19 protein-coding genes and 1 pseudogene are annotated in these 23954 nt (G+C 59.0%); 18 read left to right on the forward strand and 2 right to left on the reverse strand.

Translation table 11 applies throughout. The features are described from left to right. Positions 1-51: 51 nt before the first annotated feature. The 9 genes and pseudogenes from AC13QE_RS19620 to lpxB form a co-directional block, all read left to right on the forward strand. Positions 52-801 (forward strand): annotated as a pseudogene (locus tag AC13QE_RS19620) (isoprenyl transferase); the annotation flags it as partial. Next, a complete protein-coding gene (locus AC13QE_RS19625) occupies positions 801-1634 on the forward strand; it encodes a phosphatidate cytidylyltransferase (RefSeq protein ID WP_488484914.1) in 834 nt (277 codons plus the stop codon). The pseudogene AC13QE_RS19620 and the gene AC13QE_RS19625, both read left to right, overlap by 1 nt. A gap of 126 nt (positions 1635-1760) precedes the next feature. Continuing rightward, the gene (gene rseP / locus AC13QE_RS19630) at positions 1761-3434 is read left to right on the forward strand and encodes an RIP metalloprotease RseP (protein WP_488484915.1); all 1674 of its coding nucleotides are present in this window, start codon (positions 1761-1763) and stop codon (positions 3432-3434) included. A 197-nt stretch (positions 3435-3631) separates the two neighbouring features. Continuing rightward, complete coding sequence (gene bamA / locus AC13QE_RS19635) at positions 3632-5965, forward strand: outer membrane protein assembly factor BamA (RefSeq protein ID WP_488484916.1); 2334 nt, start codon at positions 3632-3634, stop codon at positions 5963-5965. A gap of 51 nt (positions 5966-6016) precedes the next feature. Beyond that, positions 6017-7084: a UDP-3-O-(3-hydroxymyristoyl)glucosamine N-acyltransferase gene (gene lpxD / locus AC13QE_RS19640; protein ID WP_488484917.1), complete on the forward strand. Its 1068-nt coding sequence runs from the start codon at positions 6017-6019 to the stop codon at positions 7082-7084. Then, a complete protein-coding gene (gene fabZ / locus AC13QE_RS19645; RefSeq protein WP_112610215.1) occupies positions 7077-7550 on the forward strand; it encodes a 3-hydroxyacyl-ACP dehydratase FabZ in 474 nt (157 codons plus the stop codon). The genes lpxD and fabZ overlap by 8 nt, the downstream gene beginning before the upstream one ends. Then, entirely contained in the window at positions 7547-8362 is an 816-nt protein-coding gene (lpxA, locus tag AC13QE_RS19650) for an acyl-ACP--UDP-N-acetylglucosamine O-acyltransferase (RefSeq protein WP_488484918.1), read from the forward strand. The genes fabZ and lpxA overlap by 4 nt, the downstream gene beginning before the upstream one ends. A 2-nt stretch (positions 8363-8364) precedes the next feature. Then, positions 8365-9246: an LpxI family protein gene (locus AC13QE_RS19655; protein ID WP_488484919.1), complete on the forward strand. Its 882-nt coding sequence runs from the start codon at positions 8365-8367 to the stop codon at positions 9244-9246. Further along, positions 9243-10424: a lipid-A-disaccharide synthase gene (gene lpxB, locus AC13QE_RS19660; RefSeq protein WP_488484920.1), complete on the forward strand. Its 1182-nt coding sequence runs from the start codon at positions 9243-9245 to the stop codon at positions 10422-10424. Before AC13QE_RS19655 ends, lpxB begins: the two co-directional genes overlap by 4 nt. 27 nt (positions 10425-10451) lie before the next feature. On the opposite strand, the gene gltA is transcribed toward lpxB, so the two are convergent. Further along, entirely contained in the window at positions 10452-11741 is a 1290-nt protein-coding gene (gene gltA / locus AC13QE_RS19665) for a citrate synthase (RefSeq protein ID WP_015339806.1), read from the reverse strand. A gap of 291 nt (positions 11742-12032) precedes the next feature. On the opposite strand from gltA, the gene AC13QE_RS19670 reads away from it, so the two are divergent. After that, entirely contained in the window at positions 12033-14501 is a 2469-nt protein-coding gene (locus tag AC13QE_RS19670; protein WP_488485011.1) for a ComEC/Rec2 family competence protein, read from the forward strand. Here the strand turns inward: AC13QE_RS19670 and lexA are convergent. Beyond that, positions 14482-15204 (reverse strand): transcriptional repressor LexA, encoded by a 723-nt coding sequence (lexA, locus tag AC13QE_RS19675; RefSeq protein ID WP_015339808.1) that lies wholly within the window; start codon positions 15202-15204, stop codon positions 14482-14484. The genes AC13QE_RS19670 and lexA overlap by 20 nt on opposite strands. A 418-nt stretch (positions 15205-15622) precedes the next feature. On the opposite strand from lexA, the gene AC13QE_RS19680 reads away from it, so the two are divergent. From AC13QE_RS19680 to AC13QE_RS19715, 8 genes are all read left to right on the forward strand, one after another. Beyond that, complete coding sequence (locus AC13QE_RS19680; RefSeq protein ID WP_488484921.1) at positions 15623-16510, forward strand: VOC family protein; 888 nt, start codon at positions 15623-15625, stop codon at positions 16508-16510. Further along, the gene (gene kdsA / locus AC13QE_RS19685; protein WP_488484922.1) at positions 16507-17346 is read left to right on the forward strand and encodes a 3-deoxy-8-phosphooctulonate synthase; all 840 of its coding nucleotides are present in this window, start codon (positions 16507-16509) and stop codon (positions 17344-17346) included. Before AC13QE_RS19680 ends, kdsA begins: the two co-directional genes overlap by 4 nt. 148 nt (positions 17347-17494) lie before the next feature. After that, the gene (gene eno, locus AC13QE_RS19690; RefSeq protein ID WP_015339811.1) at positions 17495-18769 is read left to right on the forward strand and encodes a phosphopyruvate hydratase; all 1275 of its coding nucleotides are present in this window, start codon (positions 17495-17497) and stop codon (positions 18767-18769) included. Positions 18770-18988: 219 nt separating this feature from the next. Next, positions 18989-19300, forward strand: a complete 312-nt coding sequence (locus AC13QE_RS19695) for an FtsB family cell division protein (RefSeq protein WP_488484923.1) — start codon at positions 18989-18991, stop codon at positions 19298-19300. 156 nt (positions 19301-19456) lie between these two features. Beyond that, positions 19457-20500, forward strand: coding sequence for a pyruvate dehydrogenase (acetyl-transferring) E1 component subunit alpha (gene pdhA, locus AC13QE_RS19700; protein ID WP_488484924.1), 1044 nt, complete (start codon positions 19457-19459; stop codon positions 20498-20500). Positions 20501-20516: 16 nt separating this feature from the next. Beyond that, positions 20517-21899, forward strand: coding sequence for a pyruvate dehydrogenase complex E1 component subunit beta (locus tag AC13QE_RS19705; RefSeq protein WP_488484925.1), 1383 nt, complete (start codon positions 20517-20519; stop codon positions 21897-21899). A 15-nt stretch (positions 21900-21914) separates the two neighbouring features. Next, complete coding sequence (locus AC13QE_RS19710) at positions 21915-23267, forward strand: pyruvate dehydrogenase complex dihydrolipoamide acetyltransferase (protein WP_488484926.1); 1353 nt, start codon at positions 21915-21917, stop codon at positions 23265-23267. Between the two features lie 25 nt (positions 23268-23292). Next, positions 23293-23934, forward strand: coding sequence for an SGNH/GDSL hydrolase family protein (locus AC13QE_RS19715; RefSeq protein WP_069612108.1), 642 nt, complete (start codon positions 23293-23295; stop codon positions 23932-23934). The last annotated feature ends 20 nt before the right edge of the window (positions 23935-23954 follow it).

The following is a 23954-nucleotide window of genomic DNA, read 5'->3' on the forward strand; positions in this document are numbered from 1 at the left end:
GCGCCCTAGATTACCAGACCATAGCATCTTTCCGCTGAACGAAACCGGACCCATATGTCAGCTCCTACGTTGTCTGCCGTACCTGAACACGTTGCCATTATTATGGATGGCAACGGTCGCTGGGCCAATGCGCGCGGCCTGCCGCGCACCATGGGTCATCGCAAGGGCGTGGAGGCGGTTCGGGAGACGGTGCGGGCGGCGGGCGACATCGGCATAAAATATCTGACGCTGTTTGCTTTCTCTTCGGAGAATTGGCGCAGGCCCGAGGCGGAGGTGAGCGATCTCCTCGGCCTTCTCAAAGCCTTCATCCGTCGAGACCTTGCCGAACTTCATCGCCAGAACGTGCGTATCCGCGTCATCGGCGATCGTACCGGTCTGCGTGGCGATATCCTGCCCCTGCTGCTCGAGGCGGAGGAGACCACCAGGAACAATACGGCCCTGACGCTGGTTATTGCCTTCAACTATGGCTCGCGCGACGAAATCACGCGTGCCTTCGTAAGTCTTGCCAAGGATGTCGAAGCCGGAAGGCTGCGCCCGCAGGACATCACTGCGGACTTGGTCGATGCCCGTCTCGACACGGCAGGTATTCCCGATCCGGATCTCATCATCCGCACGAGCGGCGAGGAGCGGCTCTCGAATTTCCTGCTCTGGCAGGCCGCTTATTCGGAATTCATGTTCGTGCCGGATTATTGGCCCGATTTCAGCCGCGAGCTCTTCTTCTCGGCGTTGGAGAAATATGCTGCGCGCGACCGGCGTTTTGGCGGCCTTTCCGCCAAGCAGGCGGCGGCCGTGGGGTCCTGATGAGCCGCGAACTCAGGCTGCGCATTATTTCTGGCATTATTCTCGCCGTCGTCGTTCTTGCTGCTACCTGGTATGGCGGCACAGGCTTTCGCCTGCTGGCCGCCGTGATCGGGCTCCTCGTCTATTATGAATGGTCGATGATATCGGATCTGCATGGCCGCGATCCTCAGGGAAACGCGCTCGGCTGGCTTGCGCTCGTATTGATCGCCGGTGCGACCGCATTGAGCGAATCCGTCTATTCCATAGAGGTTCTTGCTGCCTTCGTCGCTGTCACGGCGATCATGGTCGCCGCGCGCGGCAAGAGCTGGTGGCTGCCGGGCGGCATATTCTATTCCGGACTGACGGCGATTGCCCTTGCCGAGATTCGCGATGACGATTTTCGCGGCTTCGTGCTGATGCTGTTCATCTTTGCCGTGGTATGGGCGACAGACATCTTTGCCTATTTCGTCGGCCGCGCTATCGGCGGACCGAAGCTGGCGCCACGCATATCGCCGGGTAAAACATGGTCGGGCGCAATCGGCGGCGCCGTCGCAGCCGTCGTTGCGGGAGCCGCTGTCGTCTGGAGTTTCTTTTCAGCTGAAGATCTGTGGATTCCCGTCCTTGCCCTGGTGCTTTCGGTCTGCAGCCAGATCGGCGACCTATTCGAGTCATTCATCAAGCGCAAGTTTGGCGTGAAAGACTCCAGCCATCTGATTCCCGGACATGGCGGCGTCATGGATCGGGTCGATGGACTAATTTTTGCTTGTTTTGCAGCGTTTTTGTTGGCTATCGTAATATCGCTGACAATGGGCGGCGAGACCTTTTCATTGGGCGGCGTTCTGCTCGGGGTCTGATACCAGAGCAATTCCAGGAAAATCGCGCAGCGGTTTTCCGTCCGGAATTGCGATAAAACAGAAAGATGGAGTAGTTCGGAGCTTCTGTGAAAGCTTGAACCCCTCTAACACGAACAGGATCGTTGCATGGGTAGCGCGGCTGGCTTCATCGGTTTCTTGACGAACAACGTCATTACGTTTGTTTTTGTGCTGTCGCTGCTCGTTTTTGTGCACGAAATGGGCCATTACCTGGTGGGCCGTTGGTCGGGCATCCGCATTATGGCTTTTTCGATCGGCTTCGGGCCGGAGATTGCCGGATTTACCGACAGGCACGGCACCCGTTGGAAGCTTTCCCTCATTCCGCTCGGCGGTTATGTGCGATTCTTCGGTGATGAGGATGCCTCCAGCAAGACCGATGTGGATCAGCTCTCGGCGATGACGGAGGAGGAGCGCGCCCAATCCTTCGCCGGCGCCAAGCTCTGGAAGCGTGCTGCAACCGTCGCCGCAGGCCCGATCGCCAATTTCCTGCTCGCAATTGTAATCTTCGCCGTTCTTTTCAGCGTTTACGGCCGCACGGTCGCTGATCCTGTCGTTGCCATGGTGACGCGTGACGGCGCGGCCGCGGAGGCTGGCATTGAACCAGGCGACCGCCTGATCGCTGTCGATGGCAACAAAGTGACGACTTTCGATGAAGTGCAGCGCTATGTCGGGCTGCGTCCGGGTCGCACTATTGTACTGACGGTCGATCGGGATGGACAGAGTCGCGATTTCCGGATCGTGCCGAAACTGGTCGAGGACACGGATCAGTTCGGCAACAAGATGGAAATGGGCCGCATCGGCATTGCGCTGGTCGATCCGGTCGTCACAGCGGTGGAGCCTGCTGGACCAGCGGCAAAGGCCGGCGTGCAGGCGGGAGACCGCTTGATTGCCGTTGATGGCAATAATGCTGCCACCTATTACGATATCGGCCGCTACATCGCCGAGCACCCCGGCAAAAGCATCGTGCTGACCGTTCAGCGTAATGGCGTGACCCGCGATTTCACGATGACGACTGAAACATTGACGGACACGGATGCATCCGGCAACAAGAACGATGTCGGCAGCATCGGCATCGCACCGATCGATCCATTGATCGCGTCGATCGGTGCTGACAGTCCAGCTCAGGCGGCGGGCTTGGAGCTCAGTGACCGCATTCTTTCTGTGGATGGAAAAGCGATCGGCTCTATCGGCGAGGTGCAGCGTTACGCGGCAGCTCACGCCGACAAGCCCATCACCCTGTCGGTGAAACGCAACGACCAGACACGCGACGTGACCGTGACGCCGAAAAAGTCGGAGGAGACCGATGTCTTCGGCGCTCGGACGGAGATTGCCACGATCGGGATCGGCGACGGACAGAAGCCGATCAAGCTTCGCTACGAGGCTTATGGGCCGCTGCGGGCGCTTTCCGAAGGGGTGAAACAGACCGGCAGCATCGTTTCCGGCACCTTTGAATATCTCGGCAACGTTATCGGCGGATACATGAAGGCCGATCAGCTCGGAGGACCTATTCGGGTTGCGCAACTTTCAGGGCAGATGGCAACCCTGGGCTTTGCTGCGGTGCTCCAATTTGCCGCCATACTTTCTGTTTCAATAGGGTTATTAAATTTGATGCCCGTCCCGGTACTTGATGGCGGCCATCTGATGTTCTATGCGATTGAAGCCGTAAGGGGAAAACCTCTGGGTGCACGGGCGCAGGATATCGCTTTCCGGATTGGATTTGCGATGGTGCTCTCGCTCATGGTGTTTGCGACCTGGAACGATATTAGTTCCAGAATAGGCTAGTGGGGCGACGAGAGGAAAATTACGATTTATTTACGATGTTTCAAAGCCGTAGTGGCGAATGGGCCACGCTTTGAAATGAAGTAAACAGAAATTAACGTGCTCCCTTGCTTGTATGTCAAAAGCGGGTAAAACGACACACGTGGCCGGAATCGGGTTCGCTCGAGGCTGGGGACGATTGAAAAAAGGTAAGAAGTGAAATGAAGGCTGGTTCAAAATTTTTGAACGCAGTGTCGGCGGTAGCGCTGTCTGCAGGTGTTGTTGCGTCGGGCGCTGGTGTGATCACCCTTGCCTCTGCTTCTGTCGCTGAAGCAGCTGTTATTCAGCGGGTTGACGTTCGCGGTGCTGGGCGCGTCGGCGAGACGGCCGTCCGGGATAATATCACGATCAAGCCCGGCAAGAGCTTCTCCGCCAGTGACATTGATGCTTCGGTGAAGCAGCTCTATGCCACCGGATATTTCTCCGATGTCCACATTACCGTTTCGGGTAGCACGCTGGTCGTATCGGTCAGCGAAAACAAGCTCATCAACGCTGTTGTCTTCAACGGCAACCGCAAGATCAAGGACGACAAGCTTCAGGGCGTCGTGCAGACGCACGCTGCAGGCCCGTATAACGAGGCGACCGTTCAGGCTGACGTCAAGACCATCAAGGATGCCTATGCATCCATCGGTCGTAACGATGTGCAGGTGACGACGCAGACCGCCGAGGTCGCGCCGGGCCGTCTGAACGTGGCCTTCGTCATCAATGAAGGCGAGCGTACCAAGATCGACAAGATCAATTTCTCGGGTAACCAGGCCTATGGCAGCGGTCGCCTTGCTTCGGTCATCGGCACGAAGAAGAGCAACTTTCTCTCGTTCCTGACGCGTAAGGACGTCTACAGCCCCGAGCGCCTGCAGGGCGATCAGGATCAGCTGCGTCAGTTCTACTACAATCATGGTTATGCCGACTTCCGCGTCGTCAGTGCCGATGCGACGCTGAATGAGCAGAGCAACGAATACACGCTGAATTTCAACGTCGATGAAGGCCCGCGTTACACCTACGGCGACATCAACGTCATCTCGACCGTCGACGGCATCAATGCCGACGAGCTGAAGGGCCTTGTCATCACCCACAAGGGCGATGTCTACAGCGCCAAGGATATTCAGACTTCGATCGAGAACATTTCCAAGCGCGTCGCGGCTGCCGGCTATCCGTTCGCCCGCATCACGCCGCGCGGCAACCGTGATCTGTCCGGTCATACCATCGGCATCGAATATCTGGTCGACCAGGGCGAGCGCGCCTATGTCGAACGTATCGAAATCCGCGGCAACACCCGCACGCGCGATTACGTCATCCGTCGCGAGTTCGACCTGAACGAAGGCGATGCTTTCAACCAGGAGATGATCACGCGCGCCAAGCGTCGTCTTGATGCGCTCGGCTACTTTACCAAGGTCGATATCTCGACGGCTCAGGGCAGCGCTCCGGACCGTGTGGTTGTTATCGTCAATGTCGAAGATCAGCCGACCGGCTCCTTCGGTATCGGCGCCGGTTACGCTGTCGGCAACAATGGCGGCCTGCTTCTCGAAGCCTCGGTCGAAGAAAAGAACTTCCTCGGTCGCGGTCAGTACATCCGTCTCGCCGCAGGTGCCGGCACGGAAGGCAACCGTACCTACAATATCTCGTTCACCGAGCCTTATTTCCTCGGTTATCGTCTGGCTGCCGGTTTCGATATCTTCAAGAACCAGACGTCGAGCGACGATTACTACGACTATTCGGAAGAAGGCTTCTCGCTGCGTGTCACCGCGCCGATCACCGAGAACCTGGCAACGACGCTGCGCTACAACTACAAGCGCCTGACCTACGACGGCACGAACGATTGGCAGAACAATCTTTCGGCTCCGTATCTCAACCTCGTCGAGAATGGCCCGTGGGTGCAGTCGACGGTTTCGCAGACCTTCACCTACAATACGCTTGATGATCAGAACCTTCCGCGTGAGGGCATCATCGCCAAGTTCACGCATGAATTTGCGGGTCTCGGCGGCGACTCCGACTTCTACAAGCTGAGCGGTAAGGCTCGTTACTACCAGATGATCAGCGACGAAGCCGATATCATCGGCTCGTTGACGGTGGGTGCCGGCTACGTGATGCCGACGAATGGCAAGCTGAACGTCTTCGATCAGTTCACGCTCGGCGGCCGTGAAATCCGCGGCTTCGAGAATGCTGGTATCGGTCCGCGTTCGTCGCACGGCGATCCGCTTGGCGGCACGACTTACTTCACGGCTTCGGCTGAAGCGAGCATGCCAATGCCGGGTGTTCCTCAGGATATCGGTCTGCGTATTGCAGCCTTTGCCGACGCAGGCACGCTCTATGGCAACAAGGCGAATCTCTTCGGCGATACGCTTCACAACGACAGCTCGATTCGCGCATCGCTCGGTGCCGGTCTGATCTGGTCGTCGCCGTTCGGTGTCATCCGCGTTGACTACGCCGTGCCGGTCTTGAAGGAAGATTACGACAAGACTGAGAATTTCCGGTTTGGCATCGCCAACCAGTTCTGATATCGGCAGTCCAGAACTGCGGGCTTGAACACCGTTCTGGAGCTGGTGCTTATGGAACATACTGGTTTTTTCCCGCCCCACGGTGGTGTCAGCTTGAAACAGCTGGCTGAGCATCTTGGGGCGGAACTGGCTGATGCGACCTCTTCGGAGGTCGTCATCAGATCTATCGCTCCTGTCTACCGGGCAGGCGAAGGTGATATTTGTTATATCCTTTCCCGAAAGAATCGTGCTGAGCTGGAGACCTGCAAGGCTTCGGCGATCATTTGCCTTCCGGCGCTGAAATCTTTCGTCCCCGATCACATCCCGGTACTTCTGTCGAAGAAGCCGCATACGGATTTCGCCATTGCCGGTGCATTGCTGCATCCGCAAGCCATGCGGCCGGTTACGTTTACCGCGAATCCGGCGAGGATTTCGCCCGCCGCGACGATCGATGCGACCGCTAAGCTGGAGGCCAATGTCGGCATCGAGCCCGGTGCAATTATTGGCCCGGGTGCAGAGATCGGCGAGGGGACCTATATTGGCCCTAACGCCCTCATCGGGCCGGGTGTCAAAATCGGGCGCAATTGCAGCATCGGCGGCGGTGCGAGCGTGCTCTGCGCCTATCTCGGTAATGGCGTCATCGTCCACAATGGCACGCGCATCGGTCAGGACGGTTTTGGCTATGCGCCGGGACCGCGTGGCATGGTCAAGATCGTGCAGATCGGCCGCGTCATCATCCAGGATAATGTCGAGATCGGCGCCAATACCACGATCGATCGCGGCACCATGGATGATACCGTGATCGGCGAAGGCACGAAGATCGACAACCAGGTCCAGATCGGACATAACGTCCGCATCGGACGTCACTGCGCTATCGTCAGTCAGGTCGGTATTGCCGGCAGCACGGTGATCGGCGATGGCGTGCAGATCGGCGGTCAGGCGGGCCTCAACGGGCATATTCACATCGGCGACGGCGTGCAGATCGGTGCCAAGAGCGGCGTGATGAACAGCATCCCGGCGGGCGAGCGCTACGCGGGCCTTCCGGCGCGGCCGCTTTGGGATTTTCTAAGGGAATCGGCGGAGATCGCGAAGCGGTCAGGAGCCAGAGACAAGAAAGACGGGAGTGCGGAGCATGACTGAGGAAGCCAAGGCGTCGTTGTCATCGGCTGACGTTCTGGAAATTATGAAGCTTTTGCCGCATCGCTATCCCTTCTTGATGGTCGACAAGATCATCGAGATCGATAGCGATAATTCCGCGATCGGCATCAAGAACGTGACGGCCAATGAGCCGCAGTTCACGGGGCATTTTCCCGGTTCTCCGATCATGCCGGGCGTATTGCTCATCGAGGGTATGGCGCAGACTGCGGGTGCGATCTGCGCCCGCAAGGACGGCATCGGCGGCAACCTCGTCTACTTCATGACGATCGATAACGCTCGCTTCCGCAGGCCGGTCGTTCCGGGCGACCGCGTCGAGTTCCACGTCGTCAAGCAGAAGCAGCGTGGCACCATCTGGAAGTTCCATTGCGATGCCAAGGTCGACGGTTCTCTGGTGGCCGAGGCTGATATCGGTGCGATGATCGTACGGAAGGACCAGGAACAGGCATGAGCAGCATCGCAAAGAGCGCCCGCATTCATAAGCTGGCGGTTGTCGAAGACGGCGCGGTCGTCGGCGAGAATGTTGTTGTCGGCCCGCTCTGCTATGTCGGTCCCAAAGTTGTTCTGCACGACGATATTCAGTTGCTCAATAATGCAGTCGTGACTGGCCGCACGACGATCGGTAAGGGAACGAAGATCTTTCCGATGGCCGTTGTGGGCGGTGATCCGCAGAGCGTTCACCATCACGGCGAAGAGACGACGCTTGATGTCGGCGAGAACTGCACGATCCGTGAAGGTGTGACGATCAACACCGGTACGGCCGATTACGGCGGCAGGACGATCGTCGGCAACAACAACCTCTTCCTCGCCAATTCGCACGTCGCACATGATTGCCGCGTCGGCAACAATGTCATCATGTCGAATAACGTCATGTTGGCTGGGCATGTGACCATCGAGGACCGCGCCATTCTTGGCGGCGGCTGCGCTGTGCATCAGTTCACGCGTATCGGCAGGCAAGCCTTCATTGGGGGGCTTACGGCAGCCAGCTACGATGTCATCCCTTACGGCATGTTGAACGGCAATCCCGGCGTGTTGTCAGGATTGAATGTCGTGGGGATGAGCCGCGCAGGGATAGATCGCGCCGTCATTCACCGCGTTCGCCGCGCCTACAAGACCATCTTCGAAGGCGAAGGATCCATTCGCGACAATGCAGCGGCTATTCGCGAGGAATATGCCGATTGCAAGGAAGTGATGGAAATTCTCGATTTCATTGCTGCCGAAAGCGACCGTGCGCTTTCATCGCCGAATCGTGGCAAGAGCTGAGGGTGGTTTCGGCCAGCGAAAACGGCAAGGGCAGACTGGCGATCATCGCCGGCAGTGGGCTTTTGCCGGTTTACGTCGCCGATGCCGCCCGCCAAGCCGGAGAGAATCCTGTCATTATTGCTTTGACTGACGAAGCGGACCGCGACTGGTCTGCCTTCGATCATGCCAATCTTGGCGTCGGCAATTTTGCTGGTCTCGAGGCAATGTTCCGCCGACACGGTGTCGATCGTGTTGTCATGTCGGGCGGTGTCGCACGACGTCCTTCGTGGCGTCAGGTGCATCCGACCTGGCGCGTCATCAAGGAATTACCCTCCACCATCCGCACTCTTCTCTCGGGAGGGGACAACGCCGTTCTACAGATGGTCATTCGTCTGATCGAGGCCGGTGGTGTTCGCGTCGTGGGTGCGCATGAAATTGCGCCGGATCTTTTGGCGGCGACCGGGCCACTTGGAAAAATCTTGCCGGCGAAAGAGGATCTGCGCGATATTGCTCAGGGCGCAAGGGCCGCCGATGCGCTTGGGCTTTTGGATGTCGGACAGGGCGCCGTCAGCGTCGGAGGCCGCGTTGTCGCGCTCGAGGGCGCCGAGGGTACTGACAAGATGATCGAGCGGGTTGCCGAACTGCGTGCGGCCGGACGCATCTCGACGCGCCGTCGTGGCGTGCTCGTCAAACTCTGCAAGCCGCAGCAGGATATCCGGGCTGATCTACCGTCGATTGGCGTGTCTACGGTATCGAACGCCAAGAAGGCTGGATTGGCCGGTGTCGCCGTCGAAGCCGGCAGAGCGCTGATCCTCGACCGGCAAGCGGTAATTGCCGCTGCCGACGAGGCCGGCATTTTCGTCTGCGGCATCGATCGCGGCCTCAGCGCCGAGGGCTTCATGTGAGCGCCGCGCCTTTGAAGCTTGCCGTCGTTGCCGGAGAAGTCTCCGGCGATCTCTTGGGTGGCGATCTCGTCGCGGCCCTGAAGCGGCGTCACGGTGGTGCGGTCGAGCTGGTGGGCGTCGGTGGCGAAGCGCTGGAGGCGCAAGGTCTGCGCTCGCTCTTCGATTACTCCGAGCTTTCGATCATGGGCTTCATTCAGGTCATCAAGCGCCTGCCAAAGTTACTGGCCCGCATCCGGCAGACGGCAGATGCGATCATTGCCACAAAGCCCGATGTGCTTCTGATCATCGATAGCCCCGATTTCACCCATCGCGTTGCCAAGCGTGTACGCAAGGCACTGCCCGACCTGCCAATCATCGATTACGTCTGCCCCAGCGTCTGGGCATGGAAGGAATATCGCGCGCAGAAGATGCTCGCTTACGTCGACCATGTGTTGGCCGTATTGCCCTTCGAGCCTGCTGCAATGGAGCGCCTGGGCGGTCCGGCAACCACGTATGTCGGCCACCGCCTGACGGTCGATGCTAATCTGCTGGAAACTCGCCGTCTGCGCGCCTTGCGCGGTCTGGCAGGCCCCGATGCACAAAAGACGATCCTGCTTCTGCCCGGATCGCGTGCATCGGAGATTCGGCAGCTGCTCCCGGTTTTTGAGCAGGCTATCGAAGAACTTAGCCGGAGAAATAACAATCTTCGTTTTCTGCTGCCGACAGTGCCGAAGCAGGAGGCGCTGGTTCGTTCGCTGACGGAAAAATGGCAGGTCAAGCCGGATATATTTGTCGGGCAGGATGCCAAGTGGAGCGCCTTTGCTGAGGCCGATGCTGCCATGGCCGCCTCCGGAACCGTGATCCTGGAGTTGGGCCTAGCCGGGGTTCCTGTGGTTTCGACCTATAAGACCGAATGGCTGGCGAAATTCGTGCTGTCGCGGATCAAGATCTGGACGGCCGCCTTGCCGAACCTCATCGCCGACTATGCTGTCCTGCCGGAGCTCATCAATGATGTTCTGCGGCCGGGCATGCTGGCCCGCTATATGGAGCGGCTGGCGAGCGAGACGCCGGAGCGTGCGGCGATGTTGGCGGGTTACGATCTGGTCTGGGAGCGAATGCAGACCGAGGAGCCGCCCGGTGATAAGGCGGCGCAGATTGTTCTGGATGTTCTAGCCCATAAAAAAACCGGTCATCTCTGACCGGTTTTTTTGTTTCAATACCGAAGCTTAGCGCTTGGAAACAGGCACATATTCGCGCAGCGGAGCACCGGTGTAGAGCTGGCGCGGACGGCCGATGCGCTGATGCGGATCCTCGATCATTTCGTTCCACTGGGCGATCCAGCCGACGGTGCGGGCAAGAGCGAAGAGAACGGTGAACATGGTCGTGGGGAAGCCGAGAGCCTTCAGCGTGATGCCGGAGTAGAAGTCGACGTTCGGATAGAGCTTCTTCTCGATGAAATACTCGTCCGTCAAAGCGATGCGCTCCAGCTCGATCGCGATGTCGAGCAGCGGATCGTCCTTGATGCCGAGTTCGCCGAGAACCTCATGCGCCGTCTTCTGCATGATCTTGGCGCGCGGGTCGTAGTTCTTGTAGACGCGGTGGCCGAAGCCCATCAGGCGGAACGGATCGTTCTTGTCCTTGGCGCGGGCGATGAATTCCGGAATGCGGTCGACCGTGCCGATTTCGTTCAGCATGTTCAGGGCCGCTTCGTTGGCACCGCCGTGAGCCGGTCCCCAGAGGCAGGCGATGCCTGCTGCGATACAGGCAAACGGATTGGCACCGGAAGAGCCTGCCAGGCGAACCGTCGAAGTCGAAGCGTTCTGCTCGTGATCTGCATGCAGGATGAAGATGCGGTCCATGGCGCGGGCAAGCACCGGGTTGACGACATATTCTTCGCAGGGAACGGCAAAGCACATGCGCAGGAAGTTGGACGCATAGTCGAGATCGTTCTTCGGATAAACGAAGGGCTGGCCGATATGGTACTTGTAGGCCATGGCGGCGAGCGTCGGCATCTTGGCGATCATGCGCAGGCTTGCGACCATGCGCTGGTGCGGATCGGTGATGTCGGTCGAGTCGTGATAGAAGGCAGAGAGCGCGCCGACACAGCCGCACATGACGGCCATCGGATGCGCGTCACGGCGGAAGCCTGTGAAGAAGCGCGACATCTGCTCATGCACCATCGTGTGGTGGGTCACGCGATAGTCGAAGTCCTTCTTCTGCGCTGCCGTCGGCAGTTCGCCGTAGAGAAGGAGGTAGCAGACTTCCAGGAAATCGCCGTGTTCGGCCAGCTGATCGATCGGATAACCGCGGTGCAGCAGAACGCCTTCGTCGCCATCGATATAGGTGATGCTCGACTCGCACGATGCGGTGGAGGTGAAACCAGGATCGTAAGTGAAAGTAGAGGTGTTCTTATAAAGGGCACCAATATCAATGACACTCGGGCCGATGGTTCCGGTCTTGACCGGCAGGTCCACCGTCTTTTCACCCCAAGTTAGTTTCGCGCTTTGTTCCGTCATGCTGATCCTCCAAGATTTGGCGGGATTGACGCCATAAAAAGCGCCAAAAGGTTAAGCGACTACCGACTAGCTATATGATCCAGAGCCTAATGCCAAGTTATCCTAACGCTGAATTGTGCAATGCAGTATCAACTTTTGGGCACTGCAGAAGCGCCCTTTCGTATGCTACGCCGGGAAACCGGCCCAATTGAGCTTTGTTCCCGCCGATTTCAGTTGAATTCACTGTGTGGTGACGGCACAAATCGCGCAGAAGCTGTAATTTGGCGCGGGGGCAGTCAGCGAGTGCCTAATTTGGAGGCATCCGACCAGCAGGAAGAGAGCAGGGACGTCACCGCGTCTCCGCAATCTCGCGCCTTTTCCGCCACGATTACCCCTAGCGCCAAAGCGCAACAATGGGAACGAACACAGGATCAGGCGCCGCTGACGTCGCGTTTGCTGCGTGTTCAGAAGCGTCTTGGAACTGCCGTCCTCGGCTTGATTGCGGAGGAAGCGGCCCATGGCCGCGCTGTTCTTTTCGCGCCGATCTATATGGGTTTGGGTGCGATTATCTGGTTCGAGGCGCAAGTCGATCCGCCTCCGCAGGCGTTTCTCGCAGGCCTCGTTTTGTTTGCTTTGGGTTTTTTGCTAAAGCGCGATGCGGGCAGGCTGCTTCATCACACACTTTTCGCCGGTATGCTCATCTGCCTGGGCATGGCGCTCGCGCAGTGGGAAAGTTGGCGGGTTTCCACCGTCATGCTCGACTCGGCCGTGACGACGACCGTGACCGGGCAGATCGAGCGACGGGAATCCTATGACAATGGGCGCTGGCGCTATGTCGTCCGCGTCGAGGCAACGGAAAAACCCTCTATCCGCCGCGCGCCGCAGCGGGTTACGGTCTTCGTGCGCAAGCAGGTAGAGCCGTTCGATCTGGGGGATCGGATCCAGGGCAGGGCGCGCCTGACGCCTCCGGCCGGACCGGCATTGACGGGTCTTAACGATTTCGCTTTCAGCTCTTATTTCAACGGCATCGGCGCGAATGGCTTTGCCTACGGAACGCCGGAATTATTGTCGCCATCCGGTGACGATGCTGCCGGCTCGTTACTGGATGCGGCCGATATCTGGCTCGCTGGCCTGCGTAACAGCATCGGCGACCGCATCAGGCAAACTTTGCCTGGAGACACCGGCGCCTTTGCAGCAGCGCTTGTCACCGATGAGCGACGTGCGATCTCGAAGGATACGACCGAAGCCCTGAGAATTGCCGGCCTGACCCACATCATTGCAATTTCCGGCCTCAACATGGCGCTGTCGGCCGGCATCTTCTATGTCGGTCTGCGCTATTTGTTCAGCCTGTTTCCCGGTGTCGTCCAGGCCTGGCCGACGAAGAAGTTCGCAGCCTTCGGCGCGCTTCTGACGGTCACGGCCTATTACCTCATTTCCGGCTTCGGCGTCTCTGCCGAACGCGCCTTCATCATGATGGCGATCATGCTGGTGGCCGTGCTTTTCGACAGGCCATCCATCAGCTTGCGCAATGTGGCGCTCTCAGCCATCGTCATCCTGGTCTTGTCATCGTCTCAGGTACTCGGTCCGAGTTTCCAGATGTCTTACGCCGCAACGCTGGCGCTGGTATCAGGCTATTCGCTGTGGAAACGACGGCGGCATCGCGAAAACATCCTGCCGCGCATCCGTCTGTTAAGTCCACTACTGTTCGTCACGCGCTTCTTTGGAGGCGTGATGTCGACCTCGTTCATCGGCGGTGCGTCGACGGCCATTTTCTCGATCGAGCACTTTCACCGGTTGGCGACATATGGACTTGCTGCCAACCTTGCGGCCATGCCCGTCGTCTCTTTCATCGTCATGCCCTTCGGTATGATGGCGATGCTGCTGATGCCTTTCGGAATCGATGGACCGTTCTGGAAAGTCACCGGTGAGGGACTGGAGCTTGTGATCGCTATTGCAAAAACGGTGGCTGGGTGGGGAGGTGATATCACCTTCGGCCGCCAGCCTGGCTGGCTGATGCCGACTTTCATTGCCGGCTTCCTGATCATGAGCATGTTGCGGACCCGGCTTCGCCATCTGGGCCTGTTGCTGCTGCTGTCATCTGTCGGTGTGGCCGCGTTCGGCTCTGGTGTGCCGAAGCCGGATCTGATGATCTCGGAAGATGGCATTCTGGTTGCCTTGCGCCAGGATGATATCCTCGCCACCAATCGCGAGAGACCGCAGGCCTTCATCTTTGAGCAATGGCAAAAAGCACTGGTCGCAGCCGAACATCAACCGCCGACCATGCTTCCGACCGATAGCCGGCTTCCGCAGATCAGCAAGACGGATCGGCACAAGCGACTAAGTAACGAGGAGGAGAAGGCGGTCCGCACCGCAATGGAAGAAGCTTTGGACCGCACCATGCAAGGCAGCTTTGCCTGTCAGAAGGGAGCATGGTGTGTCGCCATGCTCGAAAACGGCGCGATATTGGTCACCATTGAGAATGCAGCCTATCTGCCCGCGGCTTGCGACACCGGGAGCATTGTTGTGACGCCAATCCGGCTGCGGCTGGACCATTGCCGTTCCGGAGCAACGCTCATAACCGGTGCGACATTGCGCAAAACCGGCTCCATCGAAATGGTGCTTACCTCAGACAAGCCCATTATATCCGCCGCATTCAACAACCCGCAGCGCCCCTGGACCAGGCATCGAACCTATGATTGGCGCACCGGCAAATTCGACGCGCCAATTGCAAAGGCGCCGCCAGTCCCGGACAATTCACCGGTCAGTGATAGCGACGAATAAGGCCGACGAGCTTGCCCTGAACCTTGACGCGATCCGGCCCGAAGATGCGGGTTTCATAGGCTGGGTTCGCGGCTTCCAGCGCGATGGAGGCACCCTTGCGACGGAAGCGCTTCAAGGTAGCTTCTTCATCGTCGACGAGTGCAACGACGATATCGCCGGGATTGGCCGTGGTCGAATTGCGGATAATGACCGTATCGCCGTCGAAAATTCCGGCGTCGATCATCGAATCCCCTCGAACTTCAAGCGCATAATGTTCGCCGGAGCCGAGCATGTCGGCGGGAACCGTAATGTCGTGCGTATTGTTCTGGATGGCCGAGATCGGAACGCCCGCTGCGATGCGACCCATCACCGGTACGGACGCCGAGCCGTTGTGATCGTCATTTGCCACCTTCGACGGAGCGGGCGGGGCAACGGGCTGCGGCTTGCCGAGGCTGCCCTCGATGACGCTCGGCGAAAAGCCGCGACGCGGCTGAAGGCTGGGATTATAAGCATCCGGGAGCTTGATGACTTCGAGAGCCCTGGCCCTGTTCGGCAGCCGGCGGATAAAGCCGCGCTCCTCCAGCGCCGTGATCAGACGATGGATACCGGATTTGGATGCCAAATCCAATGCATCCTTCATCTCGTCGAAGGACGGCGGAACACCGGATTCCTTCATGCGTTCGTGAATGAAGAGAAGCAGTTCCTGCTGCTTGCGCGTCAACATCGTCTTGGAACCCCAGAATCAAGAAAAGCCGTGAAACAAATCCAGAACGGACACTATATGTTCCATATGTGTTCCGCAAGTGCTTAAATTTCGGTAAAGCCTTGTAGTGTCAGTTAAATAATTACGACTTACGAATGGGTCGGGTTAGGATGTCGAGACGTTATATAGGCCTCAACCATTTGAAAAATATAGAAAATATCGCCATTTCCGTTCTCGGGCTTTACTGCTCGGTCGGCGTATTCAAGAAGCGGATCCATATTGGACGTCATTGGCCACACGCGTTGAGGGTAAGAATCAGCAATCACGTTTGCGAGATTGCTTTCAGTCCTGCCCCTATGCGTTGAGTGTTCCATACTCCTATCTTGAATTGCGCGGGGGAAGGGCGCAAATCTGCTGCCACAGGCAAACAGGAGGAACCATGATTTCGTCACCGCACCCGCTGGATCATCTCGTGCTGCCGACCGTCAATATCGCTCTGGCGCGCGAACGCCTCGGCAAGCTCGGTTTCACGGTGGCTCCGGATGCGCGTCATCCCTTTGGCACACAGAACGCCTGCGTCTTCTTTGCCGATAAAACCTATCTCGAACCCCTGAGCGTGGCATCTCTGGAGCAGTGCGAGAGGAGCATTTTGGACGGCAATGTTTTCGTCGCGCGCGATCAGGCTTATCGTTTCCGGGTGGGGGAAGATGGTTTTTCGGCCGTGGTGTTCGGCACGGATGATGCCGTGGCGGATGACGAGCGCTTCAACGCGGCGGCGATTTCCGCAGGGCGAATGCTGGATTTTTCCCGTCCGATGAAGATGCCTGACGGAACGGAAACCACGGCCGGCTTTCGTCTTGCCTTTGCCGCTGATCTGCGCGCGCCTGATTTTCTCGCCTTCTGCTGTCAGCGCATCAATCCGCTGCCGGCTGACCGCAGCGTGCTTGAGCGTCACGAGAACGGCGTGACCGGCATTGCGCGGGTAGCGCTTTGCGCGCCGCAACCGGCCGTCTATCGCCGCTTCTTCGAAGACGTTGTCGGCAGCCCGCAAATAACGGAGCATTCCTTCGGTTTGACCATCAAGGCGGCCAACGCCGATCTGGAGATTTTGACGCCGCAAGGCATGGAGGCGTTCTATGATCTGGCTGTTCGCACGAATGATCCGGGGCTCAGGGCGCGGGCAATCCTTTTCAAAACGCGCGATCTTTCCGTGACATCGTCGCATTTCACTGCTAACGGCGTCACCTATACGCGTAAGAACAATCGTCTATTGGCGAGGTTGGCGCCCGGTCAGGGTGCATTGTTCGCCTTTGAGGAGACAAAATGAGCACAAATTCCGAAGTCACCGTCGGCGAGGGTGCCTCCAAGGTCCTTTTTTCCAATACTGCAAAGCTGTCGCTGATCGCCGGCCCCTGTCAGATGGAAAGCCGCGATCATGCCTTTATGATTGCCGGCGTGCTGAAGGAACTCTGCGGCAAGCTCGGCATCGGCCTTGTCTACAAGTCCTCCTTCGACAAGGCGAACCGCACATCGCTGTCGGGCAAGCGCGGCATCGGCCTGGAGAAGGCCCTGGAAATTTTTGCCGACCTCAAGAAGGAATATGGCTTTCCCGTCCTGACCGACATCCACACGGAAGAGCAGTGCGCCATCGTTGCCAAGACGGTCGATATCCTGCAGATCCCGGCCTTCCTGTCGCGCCAGACAGACCTTCTGGTTGCCGCTGCCAAGACTGGCCGCGTGGTCAACGTCAAGAAAGGCCAGTTCCTGGCGCCATGGGATATGAAGAACGTGCTTGCCAAGCTGAACGAAAGCGGCAATCCGAATATTCTTCTTTGCGAGCGCGGCGCCTCCTTTGGCTATAATACGCTGGTCTCGGATATGCGCTCGCTGCCGATCATGGCGGCGATGGGCGCGCCCGTCATCTTCGACGCGACCCATTCCGTGCAGCAGCCAGGCGGGCAGGGCGGTTCGACCGGCGGCGATCGCCGGTTCGTCGAGACGCTGGCACGCGCCGCGGTCGCTGTCGGCGTCGCCGGTGTTTTTGTCGAGACACATGAGGACCCGGACAATGCACCGTCCGATGGCCCGAACATGGTCTATCTGAAGGATATGCCGCGGCTTCTGGAAAAGCTGCTGGCCTTCGACGCTATCGCCAAGGCCTGAAACGTAGCCGGCATTCAACAGGCTGACATGAACTTGCGTTACGGGCCTGCAGGAGTGCCAAATCGCGGCGCGGATCGCCATTGAAATTTCCGCGCCTTCGATTAAGACGATTTAAATCGATTTATAAACCAGCGAGCAGGGAGCTATCATGACCGCAATCACCGACATTATCGCCCGCGAGATTCTCGACAGCCGTGGCAATCCGACCGTTGAAGTCGATGTCTACCTCGAAGACGGCAGCTTGGGCCGCGCGGCGGTTCCGTCGGGTGCGTCGACCGGCGCACATGAAGCCGTCGAGCTTCGCGATGGCGGCAAGCGCTACCATGGCAAGGGTGTCGAGAAGGCCGTCGAAGCCGTCAATTCGGAAATCTTCGATGCGATCGGCGGCATGGATGCCGAAAACCAGATCCAGCTCGACAACATCATGATCGAGCTCGATGGCACCCCGAACAAGTCGCGCCTCGGCGCCAATGCCATCCTCGGCGTCTCGCTCGCCGTTGCCAAGGCTGCTGCCCAGAGCGCGAACCTGCCGCTCTACCGTTATGTCGGCGGCGCTCACGCCCGCCTGCTGCCGGTTCCGATGATGAACATCATCAACGGTGGCGCTCATGCCGACAACCCGATCGACTTCCAGGAATTCATGATCCTGCCGATCGGCGCCGACTCGATCCGCGAAGCCGTCCGCATGGGTTCGGAAGTCTTCCACGTTCTGAAGAAGGAACTGGCATCGCAAGGCCACAACACCAACGTCGGCGACGAAGGCGGTTTCGCACCGGGCCTTTCCAGCGCGCCTGCAGCTCTCGACTTCATCATGAAGTCGATCGAGAAGGCGGGCTACAAGCCGGGCGAAGAAATCGCTCTCGGCCTCGATTGCGCCTCGACCGAATTCTTCAAGGACGGCAAGTACGTTCTTGAAGGCGAAGGCCGTACGCTGGAATCCGGCGCCATGGCTGAATACCTCGCAGAACTCGCCGCCAAGTATCCGATCGTTTCGATCGAAGACGGCATGGCTGAAGACGATTGGGAAGGCTGGAAGACGCTGACCGACCTCATCGGCAAGAAGACGCAGCTCGTCGGCGACGACCTGTTCGTCACCAACTCTGCCCGCCTGCGCGATGGCATCGGCATGGGTGTAGCCAACTCGATCCTCGTCAAGGTCAACCAGATCGGCTCGCTGACCGAGACCCTCGACGCCGTGGAAACTGCGCACAAGGCGAACTACACCGCCGTCATGTCGCACCGCTCCGGCGAAACGGAAGATTCCACGATCGCCGATCTTGCCGTTGCCACCAACTGCGGCCAGATCAAGACCGGCTCGCTGTCGCGTTCGGACCGTCTTGCCAAGTACAACCAGCTCATTCGTATCGAGGAAGCGCTCGGCCCGCAGGCAAAATATGCCGGCCGCTCCATTCTTCGTGGCTGATATCTGAAGCCTTGGATCCGCACGGGTCTGCGGCCAGATTGTTCGCTTGGATCGAACCGCGCCTTCGGGCGCGGTTTTTTGTTGGCCCTGGCAGTTAGAGTCAACGGACGGTTAATCTCTGCCGGTTATCTTGGCTCCAGGTATTTGATTTCATGTGATCTTGTTTGGGCCGAATAGGCTTTGAGGAGATCGCGTAAAGCCAGAGCGTGACGAGCGAGTATGTGGACAAAGTATCATAAAAAGAGAAGGTTCGGCCGTCTCATCCTTCCCGCCATCACCATCGCTTTTGTGAGCTACTTCGGTTATCATTGCATTCATGGCGATTACGGCCTGAAGGCGACCGAGGTTTTCGAGCAGCGTCGCGTCGACCGTGCCAAGGAGCTGGCTGACCTTGTCGCCAGGCGCGAGCACCTTGAAAGGGAGGTTGCGCTGTTGAGTGATGGCTCTCTGGATAAAGATATGCTCGATCAATATGCGCGCTATCAGTTGACCTATTCCAAGACGAACGAGATCGTCATCTTCAATAAATAGTCACAATTAACCGAATTCCGGTTAATTGCATTTTTGTGAGTTAGATCAATAACTTGCAGTGAATATGAGCCATGCAATTATAGCATTGCTGTGGCGGACAATCTTCCCTATGTTACGCCTCACCAAAAACGAGGCTACTCACACAGGGAGGGTTGAATGGCGCCGCGAAAGAACGCGACCGTTTCCAGCCGTAAAACAGCATCAAGGCCTGCCAAGGAAACCAATGGCGGCCCGATCGCAGATTTCGATCGTGATGCGGAGCTCAAGGCTTATCGTGAGATGCTCCTGATCCGCCGCTTCGAAGAGAAGGCCGGCCAGCTTTATGGCATGGGCTTCATCGGCGGCTTCTGTCACCTTTATATCGGTCAGGAAGCAGTCGTCGTCGGCATGCAGCTGGCGCTGAAGGATGGCGACCAGGTCATTACCGGCTATCGCGACCATGGCCATATGCTGGCGACCGGCATGAGCGCACGTGGCGTCATGGCCGAGCTCACCGGACGCCAGGGCGGCTATTCCCGAGGGAAGGGCGGCTCCATGCACATGTTCTCCAAGGAAAAGAATTTCTACGGCGGCCATGGCATCGTCGGCGCACAGGTTTCGCTCGGCACCGGCCTTGGCTTTGCCAACTGGTATCGCGGCAATGACAATGTCAGCGTTGCCTATTTCGGCGATGGTGCCGCCAACCAGGGCCAGGTCTACGAAAGCTTCAACATGGCGCAGCTCTGGAAGCTGCCGGTTATCTTCGTGATCGAAAACAACCGCTACGCCATGGGCACCTCGACGGCTCGCGCCACCGCTCAGGCCGATTTCTCCAAGCGTGGCGCTTCGTTCGGCATTCCCGGTATTCAGGTCGACGGCATGGACGTCCGCGCCGTCAAGGCTGCGGCTGACGAAGCCGTTGCGCATTGCCGCTCAGGCAAAGGCCCGATCATCCTGGAAATGCTGACCTACCGCTATCGCGGTCACTCCATGTCCGACCCGGCGAAGTACCGTTCCAAGGACGAAGTGCAGAAGATGCGCTCCGAGCACGACCCGATCGAGCAGGTCCGTATTCGCCTGCTCGACAAGGGCTGGGCGACCGAGGACGATCTGAAGGATATCGACAAGGATGTCCGCGACATTGTCGCAGACAGCGCCGATTTCGCCCAGAACGATCCGGAGCCGGATGCATCCGAGCTCTACACCGACATTCTGCTCTAAATCGGGGAGGGACACTATGCCCATCGACATTCTCATGCCCGCCCTTTCTCCGACTATGGAAGAGGGTACCCTTTCGAAATGGCTCAAGAAGGAAGGCGACAAGGTCGTTTCCGGTGACGTCATTGCCGAAATCGAAACCGACAAGGCCACCATGGAAGTGGAAGCCGTCGACGAAGGCACGATCGGCAAGCTGCTGATCGACGCCGGCACCGAAGGCGTCAAGGTCAACACCAAGATCGCCATCCTCTTGCAGGACGGCGAATCCGCAGACGCCATTTCGTCCGCAAAGGCTGCACCTGCCGCCGAGCCGGCAAAGACCGAAGCTCCTGCCGCCGCTCCGGCGCCGGCCGCTGCACCGGTCCCGGCCCAGCCAAAGGCTGCCGCTCCTGCCGATCCGGAAATTCCAGCTGGCACGGAACTGGTGTCGATGACGGTGCGTGAAGCGCTGCGCGACGCCATGGCCGAAGAAATGCGCGCCAACCCGGACGTCTTCGTCATGGGTGAAGAAGTCGCCGAATATCAGGGCGCCTACAAGGTGACCCAGGGCCTGCTGCAGGAATTCGGCGCTCGCCGCGTGATCGACACCCCGATCACCGAGCATGGCTTTGCTGGTATCGGCGTCGGCGCTGCGATGGCGGGTCTTCGTCCGATCGTCGAGTTCATGACCTTCAACTTCGCCATGCAGGCGATCGACCAGATCATCAACTCCGCCGCCAAGACGCTGTACATGTCCGGTGGCCAGATGGGCGCTCCGATCGTCTTCCGCGGCCCGAACGGTGCTGCTGCCCGCGTCGGCGCTCAGCACAGCCAGGACTATGCCGCCTGGTACAGCCACATTCCGGGCCTCAAGGTCGTCATGCCCTACACGGCAGCCGACGCCAAGGGCCTGCTCAAGGCGGCGATCCGCGATCCGAATCCGGTGATCTTCCTCGAAAACGAAATCCTCTACGGTCAGCACTTCGACGTGCCGAAGCTTGATAACTTCGTTCTGCCGATCGGCAAGGCTCGTATTCACCGTCCGGGCAAGGACGTCACGGTCGTCTCCTTCGGCATCGGCATGACCTACGCCACGAAGGCCGTCGCCGAGCTGGAAGCCCAGGGCATCGATGTCGAACTCATCGACCTGCGCACCATCCGCCCGATGGATCTTCCGACGATCATCGAATCGGTCAAGAAGACCGGTCGCCTGGTCACCGTCGAGGAAGGCTATCCGCAGTCCTCCGTCGGCACGGAAATCGCCACCCGCGTCATGCAGCAGGCCTTCGATTATCTCGATGCGCCGATCCTGACGATCGCTGGCAAGGACGTACCCATGCCATACGCCGCCAACCTCGAAAAGCTGGCGCTTCCGAGCGTCGCCGAAGTGGTCGATGCGGTGAAGGCCGTTTGCTACAAGTAAGGGGAGGGCTCATCGATGCCTATCAACATCACTATGCCTGCCCTCTCGCCGACCATGGAAGAGGGCAACCTCGCCAAGTGGCTGGTCAAGGAAGGCGACAAGATCAAGTCCGGCGATGTCATCGCCGAGATCGAGACTGACAAGGCAACGATGGAAGTCGAGGCTGTCGATGAGGGCACGGTCGCCAAGATCGTCGTTCCCGCCGGCACCGAAGGCGTGAAGGTCAATGCCCTGATCGCCGTGATCGCTGCCGATGGCGAGGATGTTGCGGCTGCAGCATCAGGCGCTGGTGCCGCTGCTGCTCCGGCAGCCAAGGAAGCTCCGAAGGCGGAAGCCACACCTGCGGCAGCTCCGGCTTCGGCAAGCGTTTCGGCTCCTGCACCTGCACCCGTTGCATCGGCTCCGACTGCAAACGACGGTCATCGCACCTTCGCGTCTCCGCTCGCACGCCGTCTCGCGAAGGAAGCCGGCATCGATGTGACTGCAGTTTCCGGCACCGGCCCGCATGGCCGCGTGGTCAAGAAGGATATCGAAGCTGCCGTTTCCGGCGGCACCGCCAAGGCTGCTCCTGCAACAGCACCGGCTGCACAGCCGGCCTCCGCTGCTGCTCCGGCCGCTGCGAAGGGCATGTCCGACGACGCCGTGCTCAAGCTGTTCGAGCAGGGTTCCTACGAGCTCGTGCCGCATGACGGCATGCGCAAGACGATCGCCAAGCGCCTGCAGGAATCCAAGCAGACGATCCCGCACTTCTACGTCTCGGTCGATTGCGAACTCGACGCGCTGCTGGCTCTCCGCACGCAGCTCAACGATTCCGCTCCGAAGTCGAAGGATGGTGTTCCGGCCTACAAGCTCTCGGTCAATGACATGGTCATCAAGGCCCTGGCGCTGGCGTTGCGCGATGTTCCGGATGCGAATGTCTCCTGGACCGACAGCGCCATGGTCAAGCACAAGCATGCCGATGTCGGCGTTGCCGTCTCCGTTCCGGGCGGCCTGATCACCCCGATCATCCGCAGCGCCGAGCAGAAGACGCTCTCCACCATCTCCAACGAGATGAAGGACTACGGCAAGCGCGCCAAAGAGCGCAAGCTGAAGCCCGAGGAGTATCAGGGCGGAACGACTGCCGTATCGAACATGGGCATGATGGGCGTCAAGAACTTCGCCGCCGTCGTCAACCCGCCGCATGCGACCATCCTGGCCGTCGGCGCGGGCGAGCAGCGCGTCATCGTCAAGAAGGGCGAAATGGTGATTGCCAACGTGATGACCGTCACGCTGTCGACCGACCACCGCGCCGTCGACGGTGCACTCGGTGCCGAGCTCCTGGCAGCCTTCAAGGGCTACATCGAAAATCCGATGGGGATGCTCGTCTGAGCCTTGTTGTGACACGGAGGCATGAATGACCAAGACTGTTCTGTGTTACGGCGACTCGCTGACATGGGGCTACAGTGCCGAAACGGTCGGCCGTCATGCCTATGAAGATCGGTGGCCGAGCGTGCTGCAAAAGGCGCTCGGCAACCAGGTGCGCGTGATCCCGGAAGGATTGAACGGCCGCACGACCGCTTTCGACGATCATCTCGCCGATTGCGACCGCAACGGCGCGAGGATCCTGCCGACGATCCTGCAGACCCACAATCCCCTCGATCTCGTCATCATCATGCTCGGCACCAACGACATGAAGCCCGTCGTCGCCGGTTCGGCCTTTGCCGCTCTGCAGGGCATCAGCCGCCTGGTCCAGCTGGTGCGCAATCATGCCTGGGGGTTCGACTACGAGGTGCCCGATATCCTCATCGTCGCCCCGCCGGCAATCACGGAGACTGCCAATGCCGCTTTTGCGGCCAGCTTTCTCGGCGCAGTCAAGGAATCGAGCAAGCTGCCGACGCTCTATAGCGATCTGGCGGACGAACTCGGATGCGGCTTCTTCGACGCTAATACGGTCGCTGTGACCACGCCGCTCGATGGCGTTCATCTCGATGCGGAAAACACCCGGGCGCTCGGTCGCGGCCTCGAGCCGATCGTGCGGATGATGCTCGGTCTCTGATAGATTCAAGGCGCCGGCTC

The sequence above is a fragment of the Martinezella sp. CNPSo 3957 genome (assembly GCF_057784395.1).